Source organism: Parasaccharibacter sp. TMW2.1890, from assembly GCF_023337645.1.
Classification (GTDB): domain Bacteria; phylum Pseudomonadota; class Alphaproteobacteria; order Acetobacterales; family Acetobacteraceae; genus Bombella; species Bombella apis.
The window spans coordinates 39264-60822 of record NZ_NWUV01000004.1; the positions used below are offsets into that span (position 1 = coordinate 39264).

The window sequence follows — 21559 nt, forward strand, 5'->3', positions numbered from 1 at the left end:
CGGAGGAACGGCCCGGAGGGGGGTCAATCCCCCGATGAACCACGGATCACCAGCTCAGACATGCTGAGCCGACGGCGACGCTTCCTCTCCGAAGGCAGTTCACGCACAGCACCACCACGCAACGTCCGACGGAAGCGGGGCCAGCGGGGTTTGACCTCACTGGCCAGCACACCAGCCACAATGAAACCAGCCCCAATGAGCGTGGTCATCGTCAACACGTCACCCGTCACCCAGCCAACCAGCCCCCCCCAGATCGGCTCACTGGAATAGATGAGGGTCGCCTTGGTGGGAGAGACCGTTTTCTGCGCCCAGTTGAGCACCAGCTGGGTAGCCGCACTCACAATGCCCATCACCAGCGCACACCCCATCCAGCCCCAGCTGAAGGCGGGCACATGCTCTCCCATTACCGGCATGGCACAGAAAGCAAAAAGTCCACCCGCCACAAGCTGGACAAACGCCATGCGGCGGCTATCCGTGTGAAGAGCGAACAGCCCGACGCAGATGATCTCAAAAGCGTAAGAAAAAGTCCCCAGCAGGGTCAGGCCGTCACCCGTGCTCATGGTCAGGCCGGTCTTCCACGGCTCGGCCAGCAGAACCAGCCCAACGAAGGCAAGAAAAATACCGGCAATCCCACTCCTGCTCGGAGCCTTGCGCAGGATGATCCACTGAAGCAGTGGCACCAACGGCACATAGAGAGCTGTCAGAAAGGCAGAACGGCTGCTGGTGATGCTCATCAGCCCGATCGTCTGACAGATGTAACCGAAAGCCAGCACGATACCGATCAGCCCGCCACGCCATATCTCCGAACGTGGAATCCCCTGCATGATATGCTTGCGCCCGACAAAACAGACCACAAACAGGGCAGCGATGAGGAACCGGACCCCGATGAAAAACAGAGGACCGCTAGTCTTCAGCGCCATCTGGATGATGTAGTAGGTCCCCCCCCACAACACCGTGATGATACCGAGGGCAACCTCCTGCCGCGATGGCAGTGGCAGACGCGGGCTGGTCACTCAGCGATCCCCCTGGCTGGCAGAGGCTGTTACACGCCCAGACACGGCCGGACGGCTGCGCTGCTGCTGTTTGCGACGCAGAAGGTTGGCCCGCAGGGCCTGGGCTTCCCGCAGCTGGCGCTCCTGCCGTGCTGTCATGGGGGCTTCGCCGGTCTTTTTCTCCTGTTCAGGCTTCATGAACCTGCATCCCTCTCCTCATGAAAGCGCACAAACGCTTCCCGCAAGCCAGCAGGAAGCAGCTCATCATACACGCCCAGCGTCGCCCGCTGCATGTGCTGCTTGGTATAATGGGCAAGAGCATGGGCACGGATCTCGTCCTGCCGCTCTGCCATAAGTTCTGGTGGCACGTCCAGCACTTCCCTCAGGGCACCGGCCAGCGCCCGATGGTCCCCCGCCGGAACAAGCGTCCCGCTTTCACCATGCTGTATGGTTTCCTTCAGGCCGCCACGGGCCGAGCCGATCACCCAGCAGCCCATCATCTGTGCTTCCACCGGCACCCGCCCGAAGGGCTCAGGTCGGAGAGAAGGCACCGTCACAACATGCGCCAGCCGGTAGGCCGCTGCCATGTCCCGGCAGGGACCAGCAAAACGCAGACGAGTCGCTATGCCCCGCTCCTCGGCCATCCTGTGCAGCATCCGGGCATAGCTGCTGTCCTCCCCTGGCCCGACCATGACGCAGACCCAGTCCAGCCCCGGATGATGGGTGGCCAGATAGCCAAGAGCCTCGATCAGACATTCCTGTCCTTTCCAGCGGGTCATGCGGCCGGGCATGAGAATGATGCGGCTTTCCTCACCAATCCGCCAGCGCTCCAGCAGCGTCTGCATCTGGAGGCCTTTCACCGCCCCCGGGGAAAAAATCTCCGGATCACTGCCACGGGGGATGATGCGCAGCCTGTCCTCCCCAACCCTGTAATCATGCCGCAGTCTCTCGCCGATATGCTCGGAAACGGCAATGACACGCTGCCCCCGTACCAGAGCGGAATTATAGAACTTCTTGAGCCAGAAATTCGTCTGGTGGTCACCGTGCCAGGTCGTCACCAACGGCACTTTCTCCCGGCGGCAGGCCACAACCGCCACAAGAGCCGGATACCGGGACCGGGCATGGACAAGATCGACCCCCTCCTGCCGGATCAGCGTCTGCAAGGCCTTCACCCGGCTGAAAAAATACCGCAGGGACATCCTCTTGCGAAACGCCAGCTCCACATGCTCACCACCGACATACCGCAGACGGGACAGCAGAGCTCCACTCTCCGCCGCCACGAGCGCCCGGCCACCGGCCTGACTTATGGCTTCGGCCATGTCGATGGCGCCACGCTCAAGGCCGCCAATACCCAATGCCGGCAGAATCTGAAGGATCACCGGTTTCTGCTTCATGACCATTTTTCCGCTATGTCCACACCCATCCCGTGCCCGGTCACCCTGCCGGAATCGTCACGACGGCACCGCCGCCATGACTGGTTGCCGCAAGGGTACTGAGGACCTGCACCATGGTGAATGCCTCCTTGCTACGGAAATCCGTATCGGAAATCCAGTACCAGCACTTTTTATAGAAAACGGAAACATAGCTTTCCCCAGGTTCATTCCTGCCGGAATGAATGGCAACCTCAGGGCGGCTCTCGATGCCAACCTGCCCGATGGTCGGCAGGGTCCTGCCAGAGCGGACATCCTTCTCCGGCACTTCCATCTCGTAGGAAAGCTGGGTCAGCATGGCGAGCATGGACCGTGTGAGAATGGCGATCTGCCCCTGTTTCTTCGGATATGGCCCATAGACGATCTCCGCCTCCGCCGTATTGGGCTCCAGATGCAGCAGGCGGCGTACCTCCCCCTGTATGGCCTGAAGATTGCTGTCCGCCGTGGTTGTCAGCACAAGATAGATATGCTCGCCAGACGTATTGCCTGATCCCCCGCCACCATTGCCGGGCCCGGCATTGCCATTCCCCTGACCGGTTGCACTGCCAGTACCCGATTTCCCCCCCTTGCCGGAGGCAGCCGGGTCATCGGTAGAAATACGTACCGTCATCGCCCCGGCCAGCTGAAGCTGGCGCAGGTCATGCAGAAGCAGGTAGAACCGCACGGACCCACCCCCGAATGGCCCGACACCCCGCACATTGGACAATCCATCAATGGACTGTGCCGTCAGCCGCAGGAGAGTGTCGATGGCCATGCCACCAAGACTGAGCGGCATGATGGCCGTGGGCGAAATGGGACGCACCACATTTTCCGCATACTGCTCACCTGTCAGAGGCTGATAGGTGATGGTCGGATTTTCCGCCTGGGAAAGTGTCCCCGTTCCAAACAGGTAATTGCTGACAGCAGAAGCCGGATAGCCATAGTACCCCCCCGAAACACTGCGGGAGAAGTTGTAACCGGCAATCACCTGTGTCGTGTCAAGAAACGCAGGCGGCTCGCCATAACGCAGCCGCACGATATTGAGCAGCATCTCACGCTTCTGCACTTCCCCCAGTGCCCGGGAATAAGCCAGCTGATCATTCTGGAGATGTTCCGGCCCTATGGGCTGGCAGGCACACAGCAGCAGAAAAGCAGCAGACGGCAGAAAAAGAACCGAACACCAGGTCGGGCCCCGCCCCGGCTCGGAAAACAGGGGCAGAAGACGGCCCGCCTTGCGGAACAGGGAAAACAGACAGGACAGAAGACAGGCTCCCACGGATGAAACCGGTTGCAGGGTAAAGGTGGGACCTTACCCGAAAAAGAAGACCTTGACCAAAAAGAAACTCCTCACACCTCCAGCAGGACACTGTAAATCTTTTCCATTCCTGCTCTTGAAACACAAGACACCCCTCCCCAGATCGAACAGCAAGGGTGTTGCAGGCCTTGGCCTGCCCCCAGACCTGATAACGTCGCAATAGGGCTTCTCCCAATGCCTTGAGGGGTTGTGGGAAGCCGCTGAAAAGGGACAGATATCCATGGGCAAGATTATTGGTATTGACCTCGGGACCACCAACTCCTGCGTTGCAGTCCGCGAGGGTAACGAGAACAGGGTGATCGAGAACAGCGAAGGTGCCCGCACCACGCCGTCTGTCGTTGCCTTTACAGATAGCGGTGAGCGTCTGGTCGGTCAGGCCGCCAAGCGTCAGGCCGTCACCAACCCCACCAACACGCTTTATGCCGTCAAGCGTCTGATCGGTCGCCGCTACGATGACCCGACCGTCGCCAAGGACCAGAAGACCGTTCCCTACGAAATCGTGAAGGGTGACAACGGCGATGCATGGGTGCGTGCCCGTGGTGAGAACTACGCTCCGTCCCAGATTTCCGCCTTCGTTCTCGGCAAGATGAAAGAGACGGCAGAGGCCTATCTGGGCGAGAAGGTGACCGAGGCCGTCATCACCGTTCCGGCCTACTTCAACGATGCACAGCGTCAGGCCACCCGTGATGCGGGCCGCATCGCTGGTCTGGACGTCAAGCGCATCATCAACGAGCCGACCGCCGCCGCTCTCGCTTACGGGCTCGAGAAGGGCGATTCCGGCAACGTGGCCGTGTATGACCTTGGTGGTGGTACGTTCGACATCTCCATCCTCGAAATCTCCGATGGCGTGATCGAGGTGAAGTCCACCAATGGTGATACCTTCCTCGGCGGTGAAGACTTCGACAACAAGCTGATCGACTATCTGGCTGACGAGTTCAAGCGTGAGCAGGGTCTGGACCTGCGCACGGACAAGATGGCCCTCCAGCGCCTGAAGGAAGCCGCCGAGAAGGCCAAGATCGAGCTGTCCTCCGCCAAGGAAACGGAAGTCAACCTGCCCTTCATCACGGCAGATGCCTCCGGTCCGAAGCATCTGGTCGTCAAGGTGACCCGTGCGAAGCTGGAAAGCCTCGTTGAAGACCTCATCAAGCGCTCTCTGGAGCCCTGCCGCAAGGCCCTCAAGGATGCTGATCTGACACCGGCTGACATCAAGGAAGTCATCCTTGTCGGTGGCCAGACCCGTATGCCGAAGGTCGTGGAAAGCGTGAAGGAGTTCTTCGGCAAGGAACCCGCCCGCAACGTGAACCCGGACGAAGTGGTTGCCATCGGTGCCGCCGTGCAGGGTGGCGTGCTCCAGGGTGACGTGAAGGACGTGCTGCTGCTGGACGTGACCCCGCTGTCCCTCGGTATCGAGACGCTGGGTGGTGTCTTCACCCGTCTGATCGACCGCAACACGACGATCCCGACCAAGAAGAGCCAGACCTTCTCCACAGCCGAAGACAACCAGCCTGCCGTGACCATCAAGGTCTTCCAGGGTGAGCGCGAAATGGCTGCGGACAACAAGCTGCTCGGCAACTTCGACCTGACAGGCATCGCTCCGGCTCCCCGTGGTGTGCCGCAGATTGAAGTGACCTTCGACATTGACGCCAACGGTATCGTGAACGTCTCCGCCAAGGACAAGGCCACAGGCAAGGAGCAGAACATCTCCATCAAGAGCGATGGTGGTCTCTCCGATGCCGACATTGATCGCATGGTCAAGGAAGCTGAGGAGAACGCCTCTGCTGACAAGGCCCGCCGTGAGCTGGTGGACCTGCGTAACAGCACCGAAGCCATGATCCATCAGACGGAGAAGACCCTCTCCGAAAATGGTGACAAGGTTCCGGCCGCTGACAAAACCGAAGCCGAGGAAGCCATCAAGAAGGCCCGCGAGGCTCTGGAAGGCGACAATGCCGAGACCATCAAGAGCGCCAGCGAGCATCTGACACAGGTTGCCATGAAGGTTGGTCAGGCCGTCCATCAGGCCGGTGCCTCCGCCGGTGAGGAACATCAGGCCGGTGGCAAGACTGACGAAGATGTCGTCGATGCTGAATTCGAAGATGTTGACGACAAGAAAAAGAAATAATCGCTGAAAAGGGACGGAGTCCGTGCCGGCAGGCCGGGCTCCCTTCCTGCGGTTGGCGTCTTGTTTCCCTCTCTCTGCGGGGAACAGGCGCCCTTTTTACATTGAGGGCCTTGCACCTGTCCGGCTCCGGCAGGCCACACCCCGCACGCCTTGTCCGGGTGTCCGCTCTCCTGCGTGACTGAGGATCACTATGGCTACACAGATGGATTATTACGAGACACTCAGTGTCTCCCGCTCCGCAAGCGGTGAAGAGATCAAAAAGGCCTATCGCAAGCTGGCCATGCGCTACCATCCCGACCGCAATCCGGGGGACGAAAAGGCCGAGCTGAAATTCAAGGAAGTCAATGCCGCTTACGAAGTGCTGAAAGACGACCAGAAACGGGCCGCCTATGACCGTTTCGGCCATGATGCCTTCCAGAACGGTATGGGCGGCAGCGGTGGAGCCGGTGGTTTTGGTGGCGGCTTCGGCGGTTTTGATGCTGGCGGTCTGGGCGACATTTTCGAGCAAATGTTCAATATGGGCGGACGTCGTGGCCGCCAGCAGCGTCAGGCCGAGGATGTACAGGTCCAGGTCGACATTTCCCTGACGGAAGCCTTCTCAGGCATCAGCAGGGAGATCGAGATCGCCACACGCAAGGCATGTTCCAGCTGTCATGGTTCAGGTTCGGCCGATCCCAACGCCAGCCGGCAGACCTGCCAGACCTGTCACGGGCAGGGTGCCGTGCGGGTACAGCAGGGCTTCTTCGTGGTGGAGCGCCCCTGCCCCACCTGTAACGGCGCAGGCCAGACTGTCAGCAATCCATGCCACAGCTGCCACGGCAGCGGTACGGAAGCCGCCAGAGAGACCGTAAAAATCGACATCCCGGCTGGGATCGAAGATGGCACCCGCATCCGTGTGGCAGGCAAGGGCGAAGCCGGAGGTGAAGGTGTCCAGCCCGGGGACCTTTATGTTCTGGTCACAGTGGACAGTCACAGCATCTTCGAGCGTGAAGGAGCCAATATCCACTGCCGTGTGCCCCTGCGCATGACACAGGCCGCTCTGGGCGACGAGATCGAAGTGCCGCTGATTGATGGTGGCCGGACAATGGTGAAAATCCCTGCCGGGACACAGACAGGCGACAATTTCCGCCTTCGTGGCAAGGGCTTCTCCGTCCTGCACTCCAAGGCACGAGGTGACATGTATATCCGCATCACCGTGGAAACACCCAGCCATCTGACCAAGCGCCAGCGTGAGCTGCTGGAGGAGTTTGAGGCCGAAAGCGGTGACCACAGCAAAGGCAGCCCGGAACATACCGGCTTCTTTGCCCGTGTCAAAAAGCTCCTTGACCACCGGTAAAGGACACCAACGATGAGCAACACCTCCCCCCGCATCGGCATTGCTGGCATCACAGGGCGTCTTGGCCATCTCTGCGCCGAGGAGGCCGGGGCCCTTCTGGCTGGCGGCCTGTCCCGCACGGCAGACCCTGCCCGCAACATCGTCTCCAGCGCATCAGAACTGGCCAGCCGATGCGATGTCATCATTGATGTCAGCCATGCCAGTCTTGTCCCCGCCCATGCCAAAGCCTTCGCTGCGGCAGGCTGTGCCTGGGTTCTGGGCACAACAGGGCTGGACGGAGCAGCCCAGCAGGCCGTGCATGAAGCCGCCGGACAGGTAGCCGTTCTACAGGCGGCCAATTTCTCCCCGGCCCTGACGATGCTGCTTTCCCTGGCCCGTCAACTCGGCGCCGCCCTGCCGGACTACGATGCTGAAATTCTGGAAGTCCATCACCGCCAGAAGCTGGATGCACCTTCTGGCACGGCGCTGGCCATCGGTCGAGCCGTAGCCGCAGGCCGGGATGATGACTTCGAGGCTGTCAGGCGGCTGGATCAGAACGGGAAACGGCCTGATGGTGCCATCGGCTTTGCCTCCCTGCGGGGCGGGCAGGTTGTTGGCGAGCATGATCTGCGCTTCTTTGCCGCTGATGAGGAAATCTCCCTCTCCCACCGGGCGCTGGACCGCCGTGTCTTCGCCCGTGGGGCACTGAAAGCCGCCCTCTGGCTGGCTGATCCCCGCCGCACCCCCGGCCTTTACGGGATGCAGGACGTACTGAACACACCCTGAGCCCCCTGCATCATGTGGGAGCTGCCAACAGGCAGGTCCCGCATGCCATCCCGTCCTTTCTGGTCGTGTATCCTTACCTTTTGTCCACCAGATACAGATTCTCTGTTACATATCTGTCCCTGTCAGACAGATTCCGGCAGCCACGGAACGTGTTGTAACACGTATCCATGACACTCACCTTCCCCAAGGACCAGAGTTCCGATATGAAACGGTCACGCTTGATGAACCCTTCGGAATTATAGGAAATAAGCACGAAATCGGCTTTCACATTGTCAATGGCATCAAAGAGACGTGTCTCTGCATGTCGTGCCTTGTTGTAGAAAGATCTGTTCCACTCCTTCGGGATGCCGGAAACCCGACTGATATCAAGCGGTCTCCTGTAATCACATAAGATATTCAGCATGAAATAGTTCGATCCATAAGGATGCTGATTGTAAGGGGGATCAAAATAGGCAATGTCCACCTTCCCAACATCCCTTACAACGTCATTCGCATCGCCCTTATGAATGAACGACTCACAGGAAAAATGGCTCAGAACCGGCGCAACCACCTCAATATTCCGCATGATGCGGGACAAGGCATTGCGGGAATCTCCTCCAAACTGACCAAATCCGGCCCGATTCTTGTAAAATCCCTTGAAAACACCAGATGTATTCGTGTGCACGGAAGCTTGGGCAATGACCGGAGCAAGAACATACGGTTTCAGATGATCCGGTGTCTGGGCAAGGGCTCTACAAAAACTGTCCAGAAAAATGGCATTCCGTCTCGTGTAAAAAACTCTTTCTCCGTATTTTATGGTGCGATCATCCTGCGGAGCATATAATTCCGCAATGAAGCCCGGCTCGAAATTCGTTTCAACATCCCGTCTGATCCGCCGGATTTCATGATCCAGCTCATGAATATCAAGAGCCCCCCTGTTCGTCTGGTAGCAGGTATTCGTAACGAAGCTGTACTCTTCAAGATCATTGCAGTGGATACATCTGGCATGGCGTCTGGCCATGCGGGCCACGACGCCTGTTCCTGAAAAAAGGTCAAGAAAATCAATGTGATCCTTGCCAAGCCTTGTTTTCACATCGACGATGGCTGCCTCGATGAAATCCAGAAGCGCCCTTTTATTTCCCAGATAGGTAATCAGCTGGGTTCTGAGAAAATCCTCTTCTTCCCGAAACAGGATTTCATTTTCCCCTGCACATCCAGTCACTCTGAAACCTATCCTCTCATATTCATCATGCCCCTCCCATACAGCACATCCCGGCCATGCAGTAAGCCCGCTCTTGACCTCGAGGGTATTTTCAGCCAAGCGGTAGAACTCTTACTTCCTGTCACTTGTGCCTTTCGGGGGGCAGGGGCAGCCTCTTTTCACCACTCATTCCCTGTGAGGTCCCTGAGTGCGCAATCACGGCGATTTTCTCTTTACGTCTGAATCCGTTTCCGAAGGTCATCCCGACAAGGTGGCAGACCGTATCTCCGATACCGTCCTCGATGCTTACCTTGAAGCCGACCCGGAAGCCCGTGTAGCCTGTGAAACGCTGGTTACCACCAACCGTGTCATTCTGGCCGGTGAAGTCCGTGGCCCCAAGGCCGTGGAGGACACCCTGATCGACCGTGCCCGTCAGGCCATCAAGGACATCGGCTACGACCAGGAAGGCTTCTCCTGGAAAAAGGCCGAGATCACCTCCTTCCTTCATGCCCAGTCCGCTGACATTGCCGTCGGCGTGGACAGCGCAGGCGACAAGGATGAAGGGGCCGGTGACCAGGGCATCATGTTCGGTTTCGCTACACGTGAAACAGAAGAGCTGATGCCTGCTCCCCTGTTCTATGCCCAGAACATCCTCGAGCGCATCCGGGACTACCGCAAGCAGGGTGATGCCCGTGGCGTTGGCCTGCTGCCAGATGCCAAGAGCCAGGTCACGCTGCGCTATGTGGATGGCAAGCCGGTCGGCGCAACTTCCGTCGTCGTTTCCACGCAGCATGTCGAAGGAATGCGGCAGAACACCATCCGTGAGATGGTGCGTGAGACCGTGCGTGAAGTCCTGCCGGAAGGCTGGATGTGCCCGGAACACGAATTCTACGTCAACCCGACGGGCAACTTCGTCATCGGTGGGCCGGATGGTGATGCCGGTCTGACAGGCCGCAAGATCATCGTGGACACCTATGGCGGTGCCGCCCCTCACGGTGGCGGGGCTTTCTCCGGCAAGGACCCCACCAAGGTGGACCGTTCCGCCGCCTATGCCGCCCGCTACCTCGCCAAGAACGTGGTGGCGGCCGGTCTGGCCGACCGCTGCACCATCCAGCTCAGCTACGCCATCGGCGTCTCCCGTCCGCTTTCCGTCTATGTCGATCTCGACGGCTCCGGCAAGGATGTGGATGAGGTCCGCCTCGGCTCCCTGCTGAACGAGATGGTGGACCTTTCCCCACGTGGCATCCGTGAGCGCCTGCGCCTGAACCGCCCCATCTACGCCAAGACGGCCGCCTACGGGCATTTTGGCCGTATTCCAGACCCCACTCTGGACAACTTCACATGGGAGAACACCGACCTGGCCGAGCAGCTCAAGAGCGCGCTCAACCGCTGAGTCTGTCTCCATGGAGGGGGCTGTCCCCCTCCACCCTTCAGGCCCCTTCTCCCGACCCGCATGGACCATGCGTTGAGGGTGGGGGCTTTTTGCCATTTTCAGACTGTGTATCGACCGTTGCCTGACGACATCAAACCCCAGCCCGAACGTCTCTATGGCCGCCAGCGTGGCCATCCTCTCCGCCCCCGCCAGCAGCGCCTGCTGGATGAGGCCCTGCCCCGTGTGCATTTCCGCAACATGGCCGACCCGCTGAAGGGCTTCGGGAAGCCGGTTTCAAAGCTCTATCTGGAAATCGGATTCGGTGGCGGTGAACATGCCTTCGATCAGGCGGCCCGGAACCCCGAGACAGGCTACATCGCCTCGGAAGTGTTCGATAACGGCGTCTGCTCCCTCCTCTCCCGCATCATTCCCGAAGGCGAAGAGGCCACGGCCACCGGTCCTGACAACCTGCGCCTCTGGGCGGAAGATGGCCGCCAGCTGCTGAAGGGCCTGCCCGATGGCTGCCTGGACCGGGCCTACCTCATGTTCCCGGACCCGTGGCCGAAAGCACGCCATGCCAAACGGCGTTTCATCCATCCCGAAAACATCCGGCAGATGGCCAGACTCCTCAAGCCCGGTGCCCACTGGCGAGTGGCCAGCGACCATCCCGTCTATCAGGAGTGGGTCACGGAGGTGATGGGCCAGCAGGACCTCTTCGAGGCTCCAGCCCCTGCACTGGAACGGCCTGAGGGCTGGTCCCCCACCCGTTATGAGGCCAAGGCCTTCCGTGAAGGACGGCAGCCTTTTTACTGGACCTTCACACGGAAAGGGTGAGATACGTCCCCCGTACAGCTTCATGTTTCAGGCAGCCAGCAGGAGTACGCCATGACGCAGCCACAGAGCGATAACACCGCCATTGAACGGGAAGAAATGGCTTTTGATGTTGTCATCGTGGGTGGGGGGCCTGCCGGACTGACGGCGGCCATCCGGCTGAAACAGGAAAATCCGGACCTCTCCGTCTGTCTGCTGGAAAAGGGCAGCGAAGTCGGCGCCCATATCGTCTCTGGCGCCGTACTGGAGCCCACAACGCTGGCCGAACTCTTCCCGGACTGGAAAGAACGGGGGGCCCCGCTGGATACACCCGTCAGCAGTGAAAAGCTGCTGTTCCTGACCAGAAAGGCCGCTCTCCCCGTCCCGGCCCTGCATCTGCTCATGCCGCAGATGGACAACCGGGGAAATTACGTCATCTCTCTCGGAGCCTTCTGCCGCTGGCTGGGAGAACAGGCCGAGGCTCTGGGAGTCGAAATCTATCCCGGTTTCGCCGGAGCTGACCTCTTCATCGAGAATGGCAGGGTCTGCGGTATCATCACCGGGGACATGGGCGTGAACCGGAAGGGAGAAGAAAAACCGGACTACATGCCGGGCATGATCCTGCGGGCCAGCCAGACCATTCTGGCCGAAGGTGCCCGTGGCTCCCTGAGCAAGAAGGCCATGAACACCTTCGACCTCCGCAAGGGGGCCGACCCACAGACCTTCGGCCTTGGCATCAAGGAAGTCTGGGAAATTCCGGCAGAAAAACACCGCCCCGGCTTCGTGCAGCACAGCTTCGGCTGGCCGCTGGACACACACACCTACGGCGGGGCCTTCCTCTACCATTTCGGGAAAAATCTCGTCTCCTACGGCTTCATCACGGCCCTAGATTACCGCAACCCGTGGCTGTCACCGTTCGAGGAAATGCAGCGCACCAAGCAGCACCCGGCCTTCCGGGAGCATTTCGAGGGTGGCCGGCGCATCATCTACGGGGCACGGGCCATCTCTGAGGGAGGCGTGCAGTCCCTGCCCCACCCGGTCTTCCCCGGAGGGGTGCTGACAGGCGATTGTGCCGGCTTCCTCAACATGCCCAAGATCAAGGGCATCCATACCTCCATGAAATCCGGCATCATCGCTGCCGAGGCGGTGATGGACGCCATCCAGAATGAGCAGGCCGAAGCGTCTTCCTACATGGACCGCCTCAAAAGCTCGTGGCTGTGGAAGGAACTGCACACCGCCCGCAACATCCGTCCGGCCTTCTCGCACTGGGGGATGCTGGGCGGGGCCCTCTATAGCGGAATCGACAGCATGATCTTCCGCGGGCAGGCCCCGTGGACGCTGCGCCATCGCCATGCCGACAACGAGACGATGATCCCGGCAGAAAAGGCCCCAAAAATCAGCTACCCCAAGGCGGACGGGACACTGACCTTCAACCGGGCCGAGTCCGTCTTCCTCAGCAATCTGAGCCATGATGAGGACCAGCCCGTACACCTGAAAGTGCAGGACATGGCCACATGGAAAGAGGTCAACCTGACCCGCTTCGCCGCACCGGAGAGCCGCTACTGCCCGGCTGGTGTCTATGAGACCAGCGAAACGGACGAGCTGGTCATCAATGCCCAGAACTGTGTGCACTGCAAGAGCTGCGACATCAAAGACCCGGACCAGAACATCACCTGGTGCACGCCAGAGGGCAGCAGCGGGCCCAACTATCCTTCCGGGATGTGACTTTTGAGACAAAAGGGGATAGTCTGAAGACAGTTTCACTTTGAGCCGCGACAGCAACAAAGGATGACCATGAAGGTTCTTGTCCCCGTCAAAAGGGTTGTTGATTACAACATCAAGCCGCGTGTCGCGGCTGATGGTAGTGGTGTCGAAACGCAGGGCGTGAAAATGTCCATGAATCCGTTCGACGAAATTGCACTGGAGGAGGCCCTCCGCCTTCGTGAGAAAGGCCAGGCTGACGAGGTGGTTGCTGTTACCATCGGGGCACAGGTCGCTCAGGATGTTCTGCGCACGGCCATGGCCATGGGTGCCGACAGGGCCATCCTCATCCAGACCGATGCCGAAGTCGAACCCCGTGCCGTCTCCAGCCTTCTCAAGGCCGTTGTGGAGAAAGAACAGCCGGGTCTTGTCTCCATGGGCAAACAGGCCATTGATGACGACATGAACGCCACAGGCCAGATGCTGGCCGCCCGTCTGGGCTGGCCGCAGGGGACCTTCGCCAGCAAGGTGGAAATTGCCGATGGCAGGGTCGAGGTCGCCCGTGAGGTCGATGGCGGAACGGAAACCGTCTCCCTGAGCCTGCCAGCCGTCATCACGGCGGACCTGCGCCTCAACGAGCCACGCTATGCTTCCCTGCCCAACATCATGAAGGCCCGCAAGAAACCGCTGGAAACGATCGAGGCCGGTTCCCTCGGCGTGGACCTGACGCCGCACCTGAAGATCGTCAGCGTGGCGGAGCCGCCGGAACGCAAGGCCGGTGTCATTGTGGAAACGGTGGAAGAGCTGGTCGAAAAGCTCAAGACGGAAGCGAAGGTGATCTGATGACCGCACTTGTTCTGATTGAAGCCGAAAACGGCAGGATCCGTCAGGGCTCCCGCTCCGCCGTTGCCGCTGCCTCCCGCTTTGGCGATGTCGATGCCCTGCTTCTGGGCAAGGCAGGAACAGAGGCCGCCAGCAAACTGCCGGGCATCCGCAAGGTCCTGCATGTCCCCGCACTGGACCATGCTCTGGCCGAACCTGCGGCTGCCCTGCTGGCCAGCCTGGCAGAGTCTTACAGCCATATCCTCTCCGCAGCGTCCTCCACTGGCAAAAACATCCTGCCCCGCCTCGCTGGTCTGCTGGACGCCCAGCCGATCTCCGACGTCGTGGCCATCAAGGATGATGCCACCTTTGTGCGGCCCATCTATGCGGGCAATGCACTGGCTACCGTGCAGTCCAGCGACAGCATCAAAATCATGACTGTCCGCTCCTCCAGCTTCGACCCCGTGGAAGAAGAAGGTGGCAGTGCCCCCATCGACGTGCTGGACGCTCCGGCAGATGACGGCAAAAGCGGCTTCGTAAAACTGGAGCAGAGCCAGTCTGACCGGCCGGAGCTGGAAGTGGCCCGTGTGGTCATCTCTGGCGGCAAAGGCCTCAAGGATGCCAGCAACTTCCATACCCTGCTGGAACCAGTGGCCGACAAGCTGGGCGCTGCCATCGGGGCCTCCCGTGCGGCTGTTGATTCCGGCTTTGCGCCCAATGAGATGCAGGTCGGACAGACCGGCAAGGTCGTGGCTCCCGAACTCTATATCGCCACCGGCCTCTCTGGGGCCATCCAGCATCTCGCCGGGATGAAGGACAGCCGTGTGATCGTTGCCATCAACATCGACCCTGAAGCACCGATCTTCAAAGTGGCCGATTATGGCATGATCGGGGATCTCTTCGAGCTTCTCCCCGCTCTGGAAAAAGCCCTCTGAGGCACCCGGCAGGCGAGGCAGACACGCCCCTTTGCCCGGTTCTTTGCAAAAACCCGCTCTTCCTTCTGGGAGGCGGGTTTTTTTGCGTGTCATGCCCATTTCTGTAAAGAAGGCTTCATTTTTCTATAAAAACAGTCCGTTTGCCCCTTGCGCCTTTCCCTGATGAAGGGTAGGAATAGCCCCACAAAGTCGGAGTGTAGCTCAGCCTGGTAGAGCACTGTGTTCGGGACGCAGGGGCCGGAGGTTCGAATCCTCTCACTCCGACCATTTCATCCCCTGACAATTCCATTTTCTTTCGTTGGCCAGGCAGGTTGTCTTTCCCGGCGTGGTCCCTTTGTCATGTTGGCGCTCCCCATAGTGTGATCGTATCATTAAAGTAAAGATTAACCTTTAGCATCCTTTCCAGCCCTGTCCCTCTCCCCATATCATGAAGGGGCAATGGACGCTCTCTCCATTATGAGCAATAAGAGGGCGTGCCTTTCATCATGATGGCCGAAACCGGACGCCACTCATCCATGACCAACAGGCCAGTCTCATTTTTCTGCAAGGATCAGATCATGACCCGCAAGATTTACTCTCTCATCGCTGCTGCCGTGCTGGCCGGTTCTGCTGCTCCAGCCATGGCCGAGCCGGGTGGTTGCCTGAAATATGGTGCCGCCGGGGCCGTAGCTGGCCATGTTGCCCATAAGCATGGCGTAATCGGTGCTGTAGGCGGCTGCGCCGTCGGCATGTATCAGCGCCACAAATACCGCAAGAGCATCGCCGAGAAAGCTGCCCTGTGGGAGAAGGAACATCCTGTCGACAGCAAGCAGAATGGTTCCGGCTGGTGGCAGAACAACCATTCTGCTGCTGCGACAAACCAGAAGGCCCAGTGGTACGATGCCGAACATCCGGAAAGTAACGCACAGCCTGCGGCTCACTGATGCCTGACCGTTCCTGTGTGAACAGAAAAACCCGGCCAGAAATGGCCGGGTTTTTTCATGCCTGAACGGAATGTTCCTTCACCCAGTCAGAACTGGAACCCTTTCATGGCCTGCCGGGAGAGGGTCTCCAGCAACGTGACAGCCTCTGGCGCATCATTCAGGCAGGGAATGAAAGCAAATTCCTCACCACCTGCTTCCATGAATTCCTCACGCACCTCACGACCAATTTCATCCAGCGTTTCGATGCAGTCCGCCATGAAACCGGGCATGATGACGGCAATCTTCGTGATCCCCTGTTTCGGCAGGGCCGAGATGTAAGGGGCCGTATAAGGCTGCAACCATTCCATGGGGCCGAAGCGTGACTGGAAGGTCAGCGGAACCTCCTCCTCGCTCAGACCCAGAGCCGCCGCCAGAGCTTTCGTCGTGCGGACACATTCATCCCGGTAGGAGTCGCCCTTCTCCACGAACTCTTTCGGCAGGCCATGATAGGAGGCCACCAGACGCTGCGGCGTAAAAGACAGTCCCTCATAAACCCGGCGCACGGAAGCCACCAGGGCCTCAATGAACTGTGGATGATCCGGGAAGGAAGGAACCGTCAGCACGGAAGGCTGACGCCGCAGGCGCATCAGGGCACGGAACAGCTGGTCATTGGCCGTTGCGGTCGTCGTGGCGGAATATTGCGGATAGAGAGGAATGCTGACGATACGGTCACAACCCTGGTCCATCAGCTCCGCCACGGCCTGCTTCACAGAGGGCTGGCCATAGCGCATCCCCCAGGCCACCGGGATTCCATCCGGGGCCAGACGCTCGGCCAGCCCTTCCGCCTGCTTGCGGGTGAAGACACGCAGAGGGGAGGCATTCTCCTCCCTGTCCCAGATGCGGGCATAGTTGGCCCCACTGGCCGAGGGCCGACGGGCCAGCACCAGCGTGTTGAGGATCGGCTGCCAGATGAGGGGATGGGCCTCAATCACCCGCCTGTCTGAAAGAAACTCCCTCAGATAGCGGCGGACGGAGAAATACCCCGTATCATCCGGCGTGCCGAGATTGACGAGAAGAACACCAACCCGCCCCCCGGAGGGAACAGGCGTGCGAGGAGGCGTGTAAGTGAAATAAGACATAGCCCATCCACTATGGAGACAGCACCACCTTTTGGGAAGAGGATTTCACTTACACTCTTTTACAGGCGTAACTTATGAAAAGGTTCCACCAGAAAGACAGAACCTTTTCCAGAAAGTAACGCCTTTTACGCCGGCTCTTCCGGGCGGGGAACCGGCTGCCAGAGCGGCGAGTTCTTGCCGATCAGATGCTGCTCATGCAGGCTTTCGGCAATCTGCACGGCATTGAGGGCTGCTCCCTTGCGGAGATTGTCCGACACGCACCAGAAGGCCAGACCATTCTCCACGGTCGGGTCAATGCGCAGGCGGGACACATAGGTGTCATCCTCACCCACACATTCGATCGGGGTGACGTAACCGCCATCTTCCCGCTCGTCCCGCAGCACGACGCCCGGAGCCTTCCGCAGGGCGGCACGGGCCTTCTCCAGATCGACCGGCTTCTCACACTCGATGCTGATGGCCTCGGAATGACCGATGAAGACCGGCACACGCACGCAGGTGGCCAGAACCTTGATGTCCGGGTCCAGAATCTTGCGGGTCTCGACCGCCATCTTCCATTCTTCCTTGGTGGAACCATCCTCCATGAAGCGGTCGATATGCGGGATCAGGTTGAAGGCGATCTGCTTGGTGAACTGGGCAATGGTCGGTGCGTCATTCACGAAGCTGCCCTTCGTCTGGCTGAACAGCTCATCCATGCCAGACTTCCCGGCTCCCGACACGGCCTGATAGGTGGACACCACCACACGCCTGATGCGGAACAGGTCATGCAGCGGCTTCAGGGCCACCATCATCTGGGCGGTGGAGCAGTTGGGGTTGGCGATGATGCCCTTGCGGGCCTTCTTCAGGGCAGCTGCATTGACCTCCGGCACCACGAGCGGCACGCCCGGCTCCATGCGGAAATGGGACGTGTTGTCCACGACCAGACATTTCGCTGCCGCAGCCTTGGGGGCATACTTTGCAGATACCGCCCCACCGGGAGAAAACAGGGCAATATCCCAGCCCGTGAAATCGAACGTCTCCAGATTCTGGACCTTCAGGACCTTCTTCTCACCAAAGGACACCTCACGCCCGGCAGACCGGGCGGAGGCCAGTGCCACGATGTCATCCACCGGGAACTGACGTTCCGCCAGTGTCTTCAGAATCTCACGCCCAACAGCCCCTGTCGCTCCAACGACGGCAACCCTGTAACCCATTCTCTCATTCTCCCTCGGGCAGGGCCCAACCCCGCCCCGTTTCATTCAGAAACCCATCCGGGCCTCATTATAAGAGCTGTCTCTACCCGAAAAAAGGCAACCGCTTGCAGAAGGCGGACACATGATGGCGCACCAGCTCATACCGGGCACGGCCATCCCGCGCCATGTAATTGAGCTGGACCGTGTGGCGTGCCCCCACATAGGGGCGGTGGCCGTGCCATGTGTCCGGCCCATTGGGGAAAATGACCAGCGTGCCACCAACAGGCGGAATCTCGCTGGCATAATCCTCCACATCGTCAGGCCCGTTGAGAAAACGCAGGCACCCCCCCTTGTGATCCCAATCCTTTTCCGGGTCATTGAGATAGAGCAGGATGGTCACACGCTTGGAGGCACTGTCCCTGTGTATGCGGCCATCCTTGGCCCGTGTCTGGCCCCGCATGGTCACCATGCTGGGCGCAGAACGGACATCCAGCCCGAATTTCTCAGAGACGATCTCTTTCAGCCGGGGCCCGGCAAAGTCTTCCATCATGGCCCTGAGCTCGGGATGGAGCTCCAGCGCCCCGATGGGGAAAGACCCGCCCGCCCGTATCTCCGGCAGCAGGGACACGGCCCGGGCCAGCGACGGCCCCGCAAGGAAATCCGGCACCACAATGTGCGGACATGGCACCCGGCTGACCACGGCCCGCCTGACAGCCTCGTAATTGATAGAAATCGTACTCATGGTGACAGTCACGCTACCGCCCTCCGGCAGGGCAGGCAAGCCGTCCCGGCCCCTCTGACGACAAGGTGAGGGAAGATTTTGCCTTCCCGGCACGATCGGTTAAAAATACCCTCCCAGCGAGGCAAGAAGGAAAGATGCCATCATGACGGGCTCACCGAACCACCAGAATGCGATCAATGGCGAAAACATCGCCTATCTCGGTGAGCTGTACACCCAGTGGCTGGAGGACCCGGCCTCCGTCCCTTCCGACTATGACACGCTGTTCGCCACCATGGGCGACCCTGCCAGACATGAGACAGGCCCGCACGCCACGGTCCCGGACGTCAGCCTGCGAGATGAACGGCTGAAGGAAGCCTTCCGCCTCTGCGGGCATCTCCAGGCAGAGCTGGACCCGCTGGGCCTGCGCCCTGCCCGCCAGATCGATGCCCTCACCCCCGACAGCCAGACCGACCCTGCCCTGCTGGCCCGCCTGAAACGGACCTATTGCGGGCCGATCGGGGCGGAGTTCATGCATCTTCAGGACAGCCAGCAGCGGCAGTGGTGGATCGACCATCTGGAAGAAAAACCGGCCACCGCCCTGCCCCTCTCGCAGGAGCGCATCCTGAGCCTGCTCACCCGTGCCGAAGGCTTCGAGACCTTCTGCCAGCAGCGTTTCACCGGGATGCGCCGTTTCGGCCTTGAAGGCGGAGAAAGCCTCATCGTCGCCCTTCAGGCCCTGCTGAATGAGGCGGCACGGGACGGCGTGCGCTCCATCTCGCTCGGCATGCCCCATCGGGGGCGGCTGAATGTCATGGCCAACATCCTGCGCAAGCCTTATGCCGCCATCTTCAGCGAATTCGCAGGCAAGGCCTTCTACCCGGAAGGCATCCGGGTCTCCGGGGACGTGAAGTACCATCTGGGCACCACGACCACCATCCGGCAGGGCCGCCACGAGATCCGCATCTCCCTCCTCCCCAACCCGTCCCATCTGGAGGCGGTGGACCCGGTCGTGCTGGGCCGTGTCCGGGCCGACCAGGACAGGGACAGGGATGAGGACCGCCAGAAGCATCTGGGAATTCTCGTCCACGGGGACGCCGCCTTCGCCGGGCAGGGCGTGGTGTATGAAACACTCCAGCTGTCCCGGCTGGAAGGATACCGTACCGGCGGCACGGTGCATCTCATCATCAACAATCAGGTGGGCTTCACCACCAGCCCGGACTCGGCCCATTCCGGCATCTGGAACACCGACATCGCCAAGACCGTGCAGGCCCCCATCCTGCACGTGAATGGCGACAACCCCGAGGCCGTGGCCCGCTGTGCCGCCCTTGCCCATGAATGGCGGAAGACCTTTGCCAGCGACATCGTGGTGGACATCATCAGCTACCGCCGCCACGGCCATAACGAGACGGACGACCCCGCCTTCACGCAGCCTGCGATGGTGCAGACCATCAGCCAGCACCCGACACTCCGCCGCCTCTATGCCGAGAAGGTTCTGGCCGAGACGGACATCCACCCTGCCGAGGTGGAGGCCCTGTGGGATGATGTGCAGGCCCAGCTCCATCAGGCCTTCGAGGATGCCGACACCTACCAGCCGGACCCGACCGACTGGCTGGATTACAGCCCGCAGGACCCCACCCGCCTGCTGGACACGCCCGAACGCATCCAGCCCATGACGGGCGTACCCCTGCCCCGGCTCCAGCAGGTTGGGGAAGCGATGACAGCCATTCCGGCGGATTTCACCGTCCATCCCCGTCTGGCCCGGCAGCTTCGGGCGAAGCAGGCCACGCTGGCCGAGGGCGGCCCGGTGGACTGGGCCACGGCAGAGGCCCTTGCCTTTGGCACGCTGGCCCTTGATGGCCACGCCATACGCCTCTCCGGGCAGGATTGCGGCCGGGGAACCTTCAGCCAGCGCCATGCCGTGCTGACGGACCAGCATACGGGCCATCACTACACGCCGCTGGCCCATATCGCCCCCCGGCAGGCTCCCGTGAACGTGTGGAACTCCCCCCTCTCCGAATATGGCGTGATGGGGTTCGAGTATGGCTATTCTCTGGGCAACCCGGATGCGCTGGTGCTGTGGGAAGGCCAGTTTGGCGACTTCGCCAACGGGGCGCAGATCATCATCGACCAGTTCCTTGCAGCCGGAGAGACAAAATGGCTGCGGACATCCGGCCTGACCCTGCTCCTGCCCCACGGCTATGAGGGAGCCGGGCCGGAACATTCCTCCGCCCGCCCGGAGCGCTTCCTCCAGCTCTGTGCCGAGAACAACATGCGGGTCTGCACGCCCTCCAGCCCGGCGAGCTTCTTCCATCTGCTCCGGCGGCAGATCGCCCGCCGCTGCCGCAAGCCGCTGGTCGTGTTCAGCCCCAAGTCGCTCCTGCGGCACAAGCAGGCCGTCTCCCTGCTCAGCGAGATGGGACCGCAGACACGCTTTGCGCCCGTCATCGCCGATGCCACCTGCGCCGGTGGCGCACGGCGGGTCATCCTGTGCAGTGGCAAGGTCTATTACGACCTCCTCCAACAAAGGGAAGACGCCGGACTGAAACACTGCGCCATCATCCGGCTGGAGCAGCTCTATCCTTTCCCCCATCATGCCCTGGCCGAAGAGCTGGGTCATCACCCCCAGGCAGAAGACGTCATCTGGTGTCAGGAAGAGCCGGAAAATGGCGGGGCCTGGCAGTTCGTGGACCGGCGCATCGAAGCCTGCCTGCGGGAGATCGGCCATGCCTGCACCCGCCCGCATTATGCCGGGCGCAAGGCCTCCGCCTCACCCGCCACCGGGCTGCCCGGCATCCACCAGGCCGAGCAGGAAACGCTCATCCGGCAGGCCTTGGGGCTGGAGGCCGCCTCCCCATCCATCGACTGATCCTTC

At 60.5% G+C, this 21559-nt stretch carries 18 protein-coding genes and 1 tRNA gene; 11 read left to right on the forward strand and 8 right to left on the reverse strand.

Features of this window, described 5'->3' with window-relative positions; translation table 11 throughout:
- Window positions 1-23: 23 nt before the first annotated feature.
- The 4 genes from CPA54_RS08100 to CPA54_RS08115 are packed head-to-tail and all read right to left on the reverse strand — an operon-like array spanning window position 24 to window position 3452.
- A complete protein-coding gene (locus tag CPA54_RS08100) occupies window positions 24-1013 on the reverse strand; it encodes a DMT family transporter (RefSeq protein ID WP_227431401.1) in 990 nt (329 codons plus the stop codon).
- A complete protein-coding gene (locus tag CPA54_RS08105) occupies window positions 1014-1190 on the reverse strand; it encodes a hypothetical protein (protein WP_193699480.1) in 177 nt (58 codons plus the stop codon).
- Window positions 1187-2386 (reverse strand): glycosyltransferase family 4 protein, encoded by a 1200-nt coding sequence (locus CPA54_RS08110; protein WP_081563343.1) that lies wholly within the window; start codon window positions 2384-2386, stop codon window positions 1187-1189. Before CPA54_RS08110 ends, CPA54_RS08105 begins: the two co-directional genes overlap by 4 nt.
- 40 nt (window positions 2387-2426) lie before the next feature.
- Window positions 2427-3452 carry a hypothetical protein gene (locus CPA54_RS08115; protein ID WP_283163770.1) on the reverse strand — a complete coding sequence of 342 codons (1026 nt, stop codon included), beginning with the start codon at window positions 3450-3452 and terminating at the stop codon, window positions 2427-2429.
- Between the two features lie 484 nt (window positions 3453-3936).
- On the opposite strand from CPA54_RS08115, the gene dnaK reads away from it, so the two are divergent.
- From dnaK to dapB, 3 genes are all read left to right on the forward strand, one after another.
- Complete coding sequence (gene dnaK, locus CPA54_RS08120; RefSeq protein WP_043558677.1) at window positions 3937-5835, forward strand: molecular chaperone DnaK; 1899 nt, start codon at window positions 3937-3939, stop codon at window positions 5833-5835.
- 190 nt (window positions 5836-6025) lie between these two features.
- Window positions 6026-7171, forward strand: a complete 1146-nt coding sequence (dnaJ, locus tag CPA54_RS08125) for a molecular chaperone DnaJ (protein WP_249086075.1) — start codon at window positions 6026-6028, stop codon at window positions 7169-7171.
- A 12-nt stretch (window positions 7172-7183) separates the two neighbouring features.
- Complete coding sequence (gene dapB / locus CPA54_RS08130; protein WP_043558682.1) at window positions 7184-7936, forward strand: 4-hydroxy-tetrahydrodipicolinate reductase; 753 nt, start codon at window positions 7184-7186, stop codon at window positions 7934-7936.
- Between the two features lie 73 nt (window positions 7937-8009).
- Here dapB and CPA54_RS08135 read toward each other — a convergent pair whose 3' ends face one another.
- Window positions 8010-9137 carry a DNA adenine methylase gene (locus tag CPA54_RS08135; protein WP_197981632.1) on the reverse strand — a complete coding sequence of 376 codons (1128 nt, stop codon included), beginning with the start codon at window positions 9135-9137 and terminating at the stop codon, window positions 8010-8012.
- Between the two features lie 187 nt (window positions 9138-9324).
- On the opposite strand from CPA54_RS08135, the gene metK reads away from it, so the two are divergent.
- The 7 genes from metK (at window position 9325) to CPA54_RS08170 (ending at window position 15679) form a co-directional block, all read left to right on the forward strand.
- Window positions 9325-10509 carry a methionine adenosyltransferase gene (metK, locus tag CPA54_RS08140; protein WP_248460300.1) on the forward strand — a complete coding sequence of 395 codons (1185 nt, stop codon included), beginning with the start codon at window positions 9325-9327 and terminating at the stop codon, window positions 10507-10509.
- Window positions 10510-10569: 60 nt separating this feature from the next.
- Window positions 10570-11322 carry a tRNA (guanosine(46)-N(7))-methyltransferase TrmB gene (locus CPA54_RS08145; protein WP_081562490.1) on the forward strand — a complete coding sequence of 251 codons (753 nt, stop codon included), beginning with the start codon at window positions 10570-10572 and terminating at the stop codon, window positions 11320-11322.
- Window positions 11323-11373: 51 nt separating this feature from the next.
- Window positions 11374-13023: an electron transfer flavoprotein-ubiquinone oxidoreductase gene (locus tag CPA54_RS08150; protein ID WP_249086076.1), complete on the forward strand. Its 1650-nt coding sequence runs from the start codon at window positions 11374-11376 to the stop codon at window positions 13021-13023.
- Window positions 13024-13092: 69 nt separating this feature from the next.
- Window positions 13093-13842 carry an electron transfer flavoprotein subunit beta/FixA family protein gene (locus tag CPA54_RS08155; protein WP_043558796.1) on the forward strand — a complete coding sequence of 250 codons (750 nt, stop codon included), beginning with the start codon at window positions 13093-13095 and terminating at the stop codon, window positions 13840-13842.
- Window positions 13842-14756, forward strand: coding sequence for an electron transfer flavoprotein subunit alpha/FixB family protein (locus CPA54_RS08160; RefSeq protein ID WP_249086077.1), 915 nt, complete (start codon window positions 13842-13844; stop codon window positions 14754-14756). The genes CPA54_RS08155 and CPA54_RS08160 overlap by 1 nt, the downstream gene beginning before the upstream one ends.
- Before the next feature lie 190 nt (window positions 14757-14946).
- A tRNA-Pro gene (locus CPA54_RS08165) sits at window positions 14947-15023 on the forward strand.
- Between the two features lie 290 nt (window positions 15024-15313).
- The gene (locus tag CPA54_RS08170) at window positions 15314-15679 is read left to right on the forward strand and encodes a hypothetical protein (RefSeq protein ID WP_249086078.1); all 366 of its coding nucleotides are present in this window, start codon (window positions 15314-15316) and stop codon (window positions 15677-15679) included.
- Between the two features lie 86 nt (window positions 15680-15765).
- Here the strand turns inward: CPA54_RS08170 and hemH are convergent, their stop codons facing one another.
- From hemH to CPA54_RS08185, 3 genes are all read right to left on the reverse strand, one after another.
- Window positions 15766-16797 (reverse strand): ferrochelatase, encoded by a 1032-nt coding sequence (gene hemH / locus CPA54_RS08175; RefSeq protein WP_043558690.1) that lies wholly within the window; start codon window positions 16795-16797, stop codon window positions 15766-15768.
- 125 nt (window positions 16798-16922) lie between these two features.
- Complete coding sequence (locus tag CPA54_RS08180) at window positions 16923-17987, reverse strand: aspartate-semialdehyde dehydrogenase (protein WP_249086080.1); 1065 nt, start codon at window positions 17985-17987, stop codon at window positions 16923-16925.
- 82 nt (window positions 17988-18069) lie between these two features.
- Window positions 18070-18708, reverse strand: a complete 639-nt coding sequence (locus CPA54_RS08185; RefSeq protein ID WP_249086082.1) for a 2OG-Fe(II) oxygenase — start codon at window positions 18706-18708, stop codon at window positions 18070-18072.
- A gap of 142 nt (window positions 18709-18850) precedes the next feature.
- Here CPA54_RS08185 and CPA54_RS08190 point away from each other — a divergent pair, with 142 nt between their 5' ends.
- Window positions 18851-21553 carry a 2-oxoglutarate dehydrogenase E1 component gene (locus CPA54_RS08190; RefSeq protein WP_249086083.1) on the forward strand — a complete coding sequence of 901 codons (2703 nt, stop codon included), beginning with the start codon at window positions 18851-18853 and terminating at the stop codon, window positions 21551-21553.
- Window positions 21554-21559: the final 6 nt, after the last annotated feature.

What these genes read in the sequence shown, in the direction of transcription:
- CPA54_RS08105 (WP_193699480.1), bottom strand. Translation starts at nt 1,190, where the DNA reads ATGAAGCCTGAACAGGAGAAAAAGACCGGCGAAGCCCCCATGACAGCA.
- CPA54_RS08110 (WP_081563343.1), bottom strand. Translation starts at nt 2,386, where the DNA reads ATGAAGCAGAAACCGGTGATCCTTCAGATTCTGCCGGCATTGGGTATT.
- CPA54_RS08115 (WP_283163770.1), bottom strand. Translation starts at nt 3,452, where the DNA reads ATGCTGCTCAATATCGTGCGGCTGCGTTATGGCGAGCCGCCTGCGTTT.
- dnaK (WP_043558677.1), top strand. Translation starts at nt 3,937, where the DNA reads ATGGGCAAGATTATTGGTATTGACCTCGGGACCACCAACTCCTGCGTT.
- dnaJ (WP_249086075.1), top strand. Translation starts at nt 6,026, where the DNA reads ATGGCTACACAGATGGATTATTACGAGACACTCAGTGTCTCCCGCTCC.
- dapB (WP_043558682.1), top strand. Translation starts at nt 7,184, where the DNA reads ATGAGCAACACCTCCCCCCGCATCGGCATTGCTGGCATCACAGGGCGT.
- CPA54_RS08145 (WP_081562490.1), top strand. Translation starts at nt 10,570, where the DNA reads ATGGACCATGCGTTGAGGGTGGGGGCTTTTTGCCATTTTCAGACTGTG.
- CPA54_RS08150 (WP_249086076.1), top strand. Translation starts at nt 11,374, where the DNA reads ATGACGCAGCCACAGAGCGATAACACCGCCATTGAACGGGAAGAAATG.
- CPA54_RS08155 (WP_043558796.1), top strand. Translation starts at nt 13,093, where the DNA reads ATGAAGGTTCTTGTCCCCGTCAAAAGGGTTGTTGATTACAACATCAAG.
- CPA54_RS08160 (WP_249086077.1), top strand. Translation starts at nt 13,842, where the DNA reads ATGACCGCACTTGTTCTGATTGAAGCCGAAAACGGCAGGATCCGTCAG.
- CPA54_RS08170 (WP_249086078.1), top strand. Translation starts at nt 15,314, where the DNA reads ATGACCCGCAAGATTTACTCTCTCATCGCTGCTGCCGTGCTGGCCGGT.
- hemH (WP_043558690.1), bottom strand. Translation starts at nt 16,797, where the DNA reads ATGTCTTATTTCACTTACACGCCTCCTCGCACGCCTGTTCCCTCCGGG.
- CPA54_RS08180 (WP_249086080.1), bottom strand. Translation starts at nt 17,987, where the DNA reads ATGGGTTACAGGGTTGCCGTCGTTGGAGCGACAGGGGCTGTTGGGCGT.
- CPA54_RS08185 (WP_249086082.1), bottom strand. Translation starts at nt 18,708, where the DNA reads ATGAGTACGATTTCTATCAATTACGAGGCTGTCAGGCGGGCCGTGGTC.
- CPA54_RS08190 (WP_249086083.1), top strand. Translation starts at nt 18,851, where the DNA reads ATGACGGGCTCACCGAACCACCAGAATGCGATCAATGGCGAAAACATC.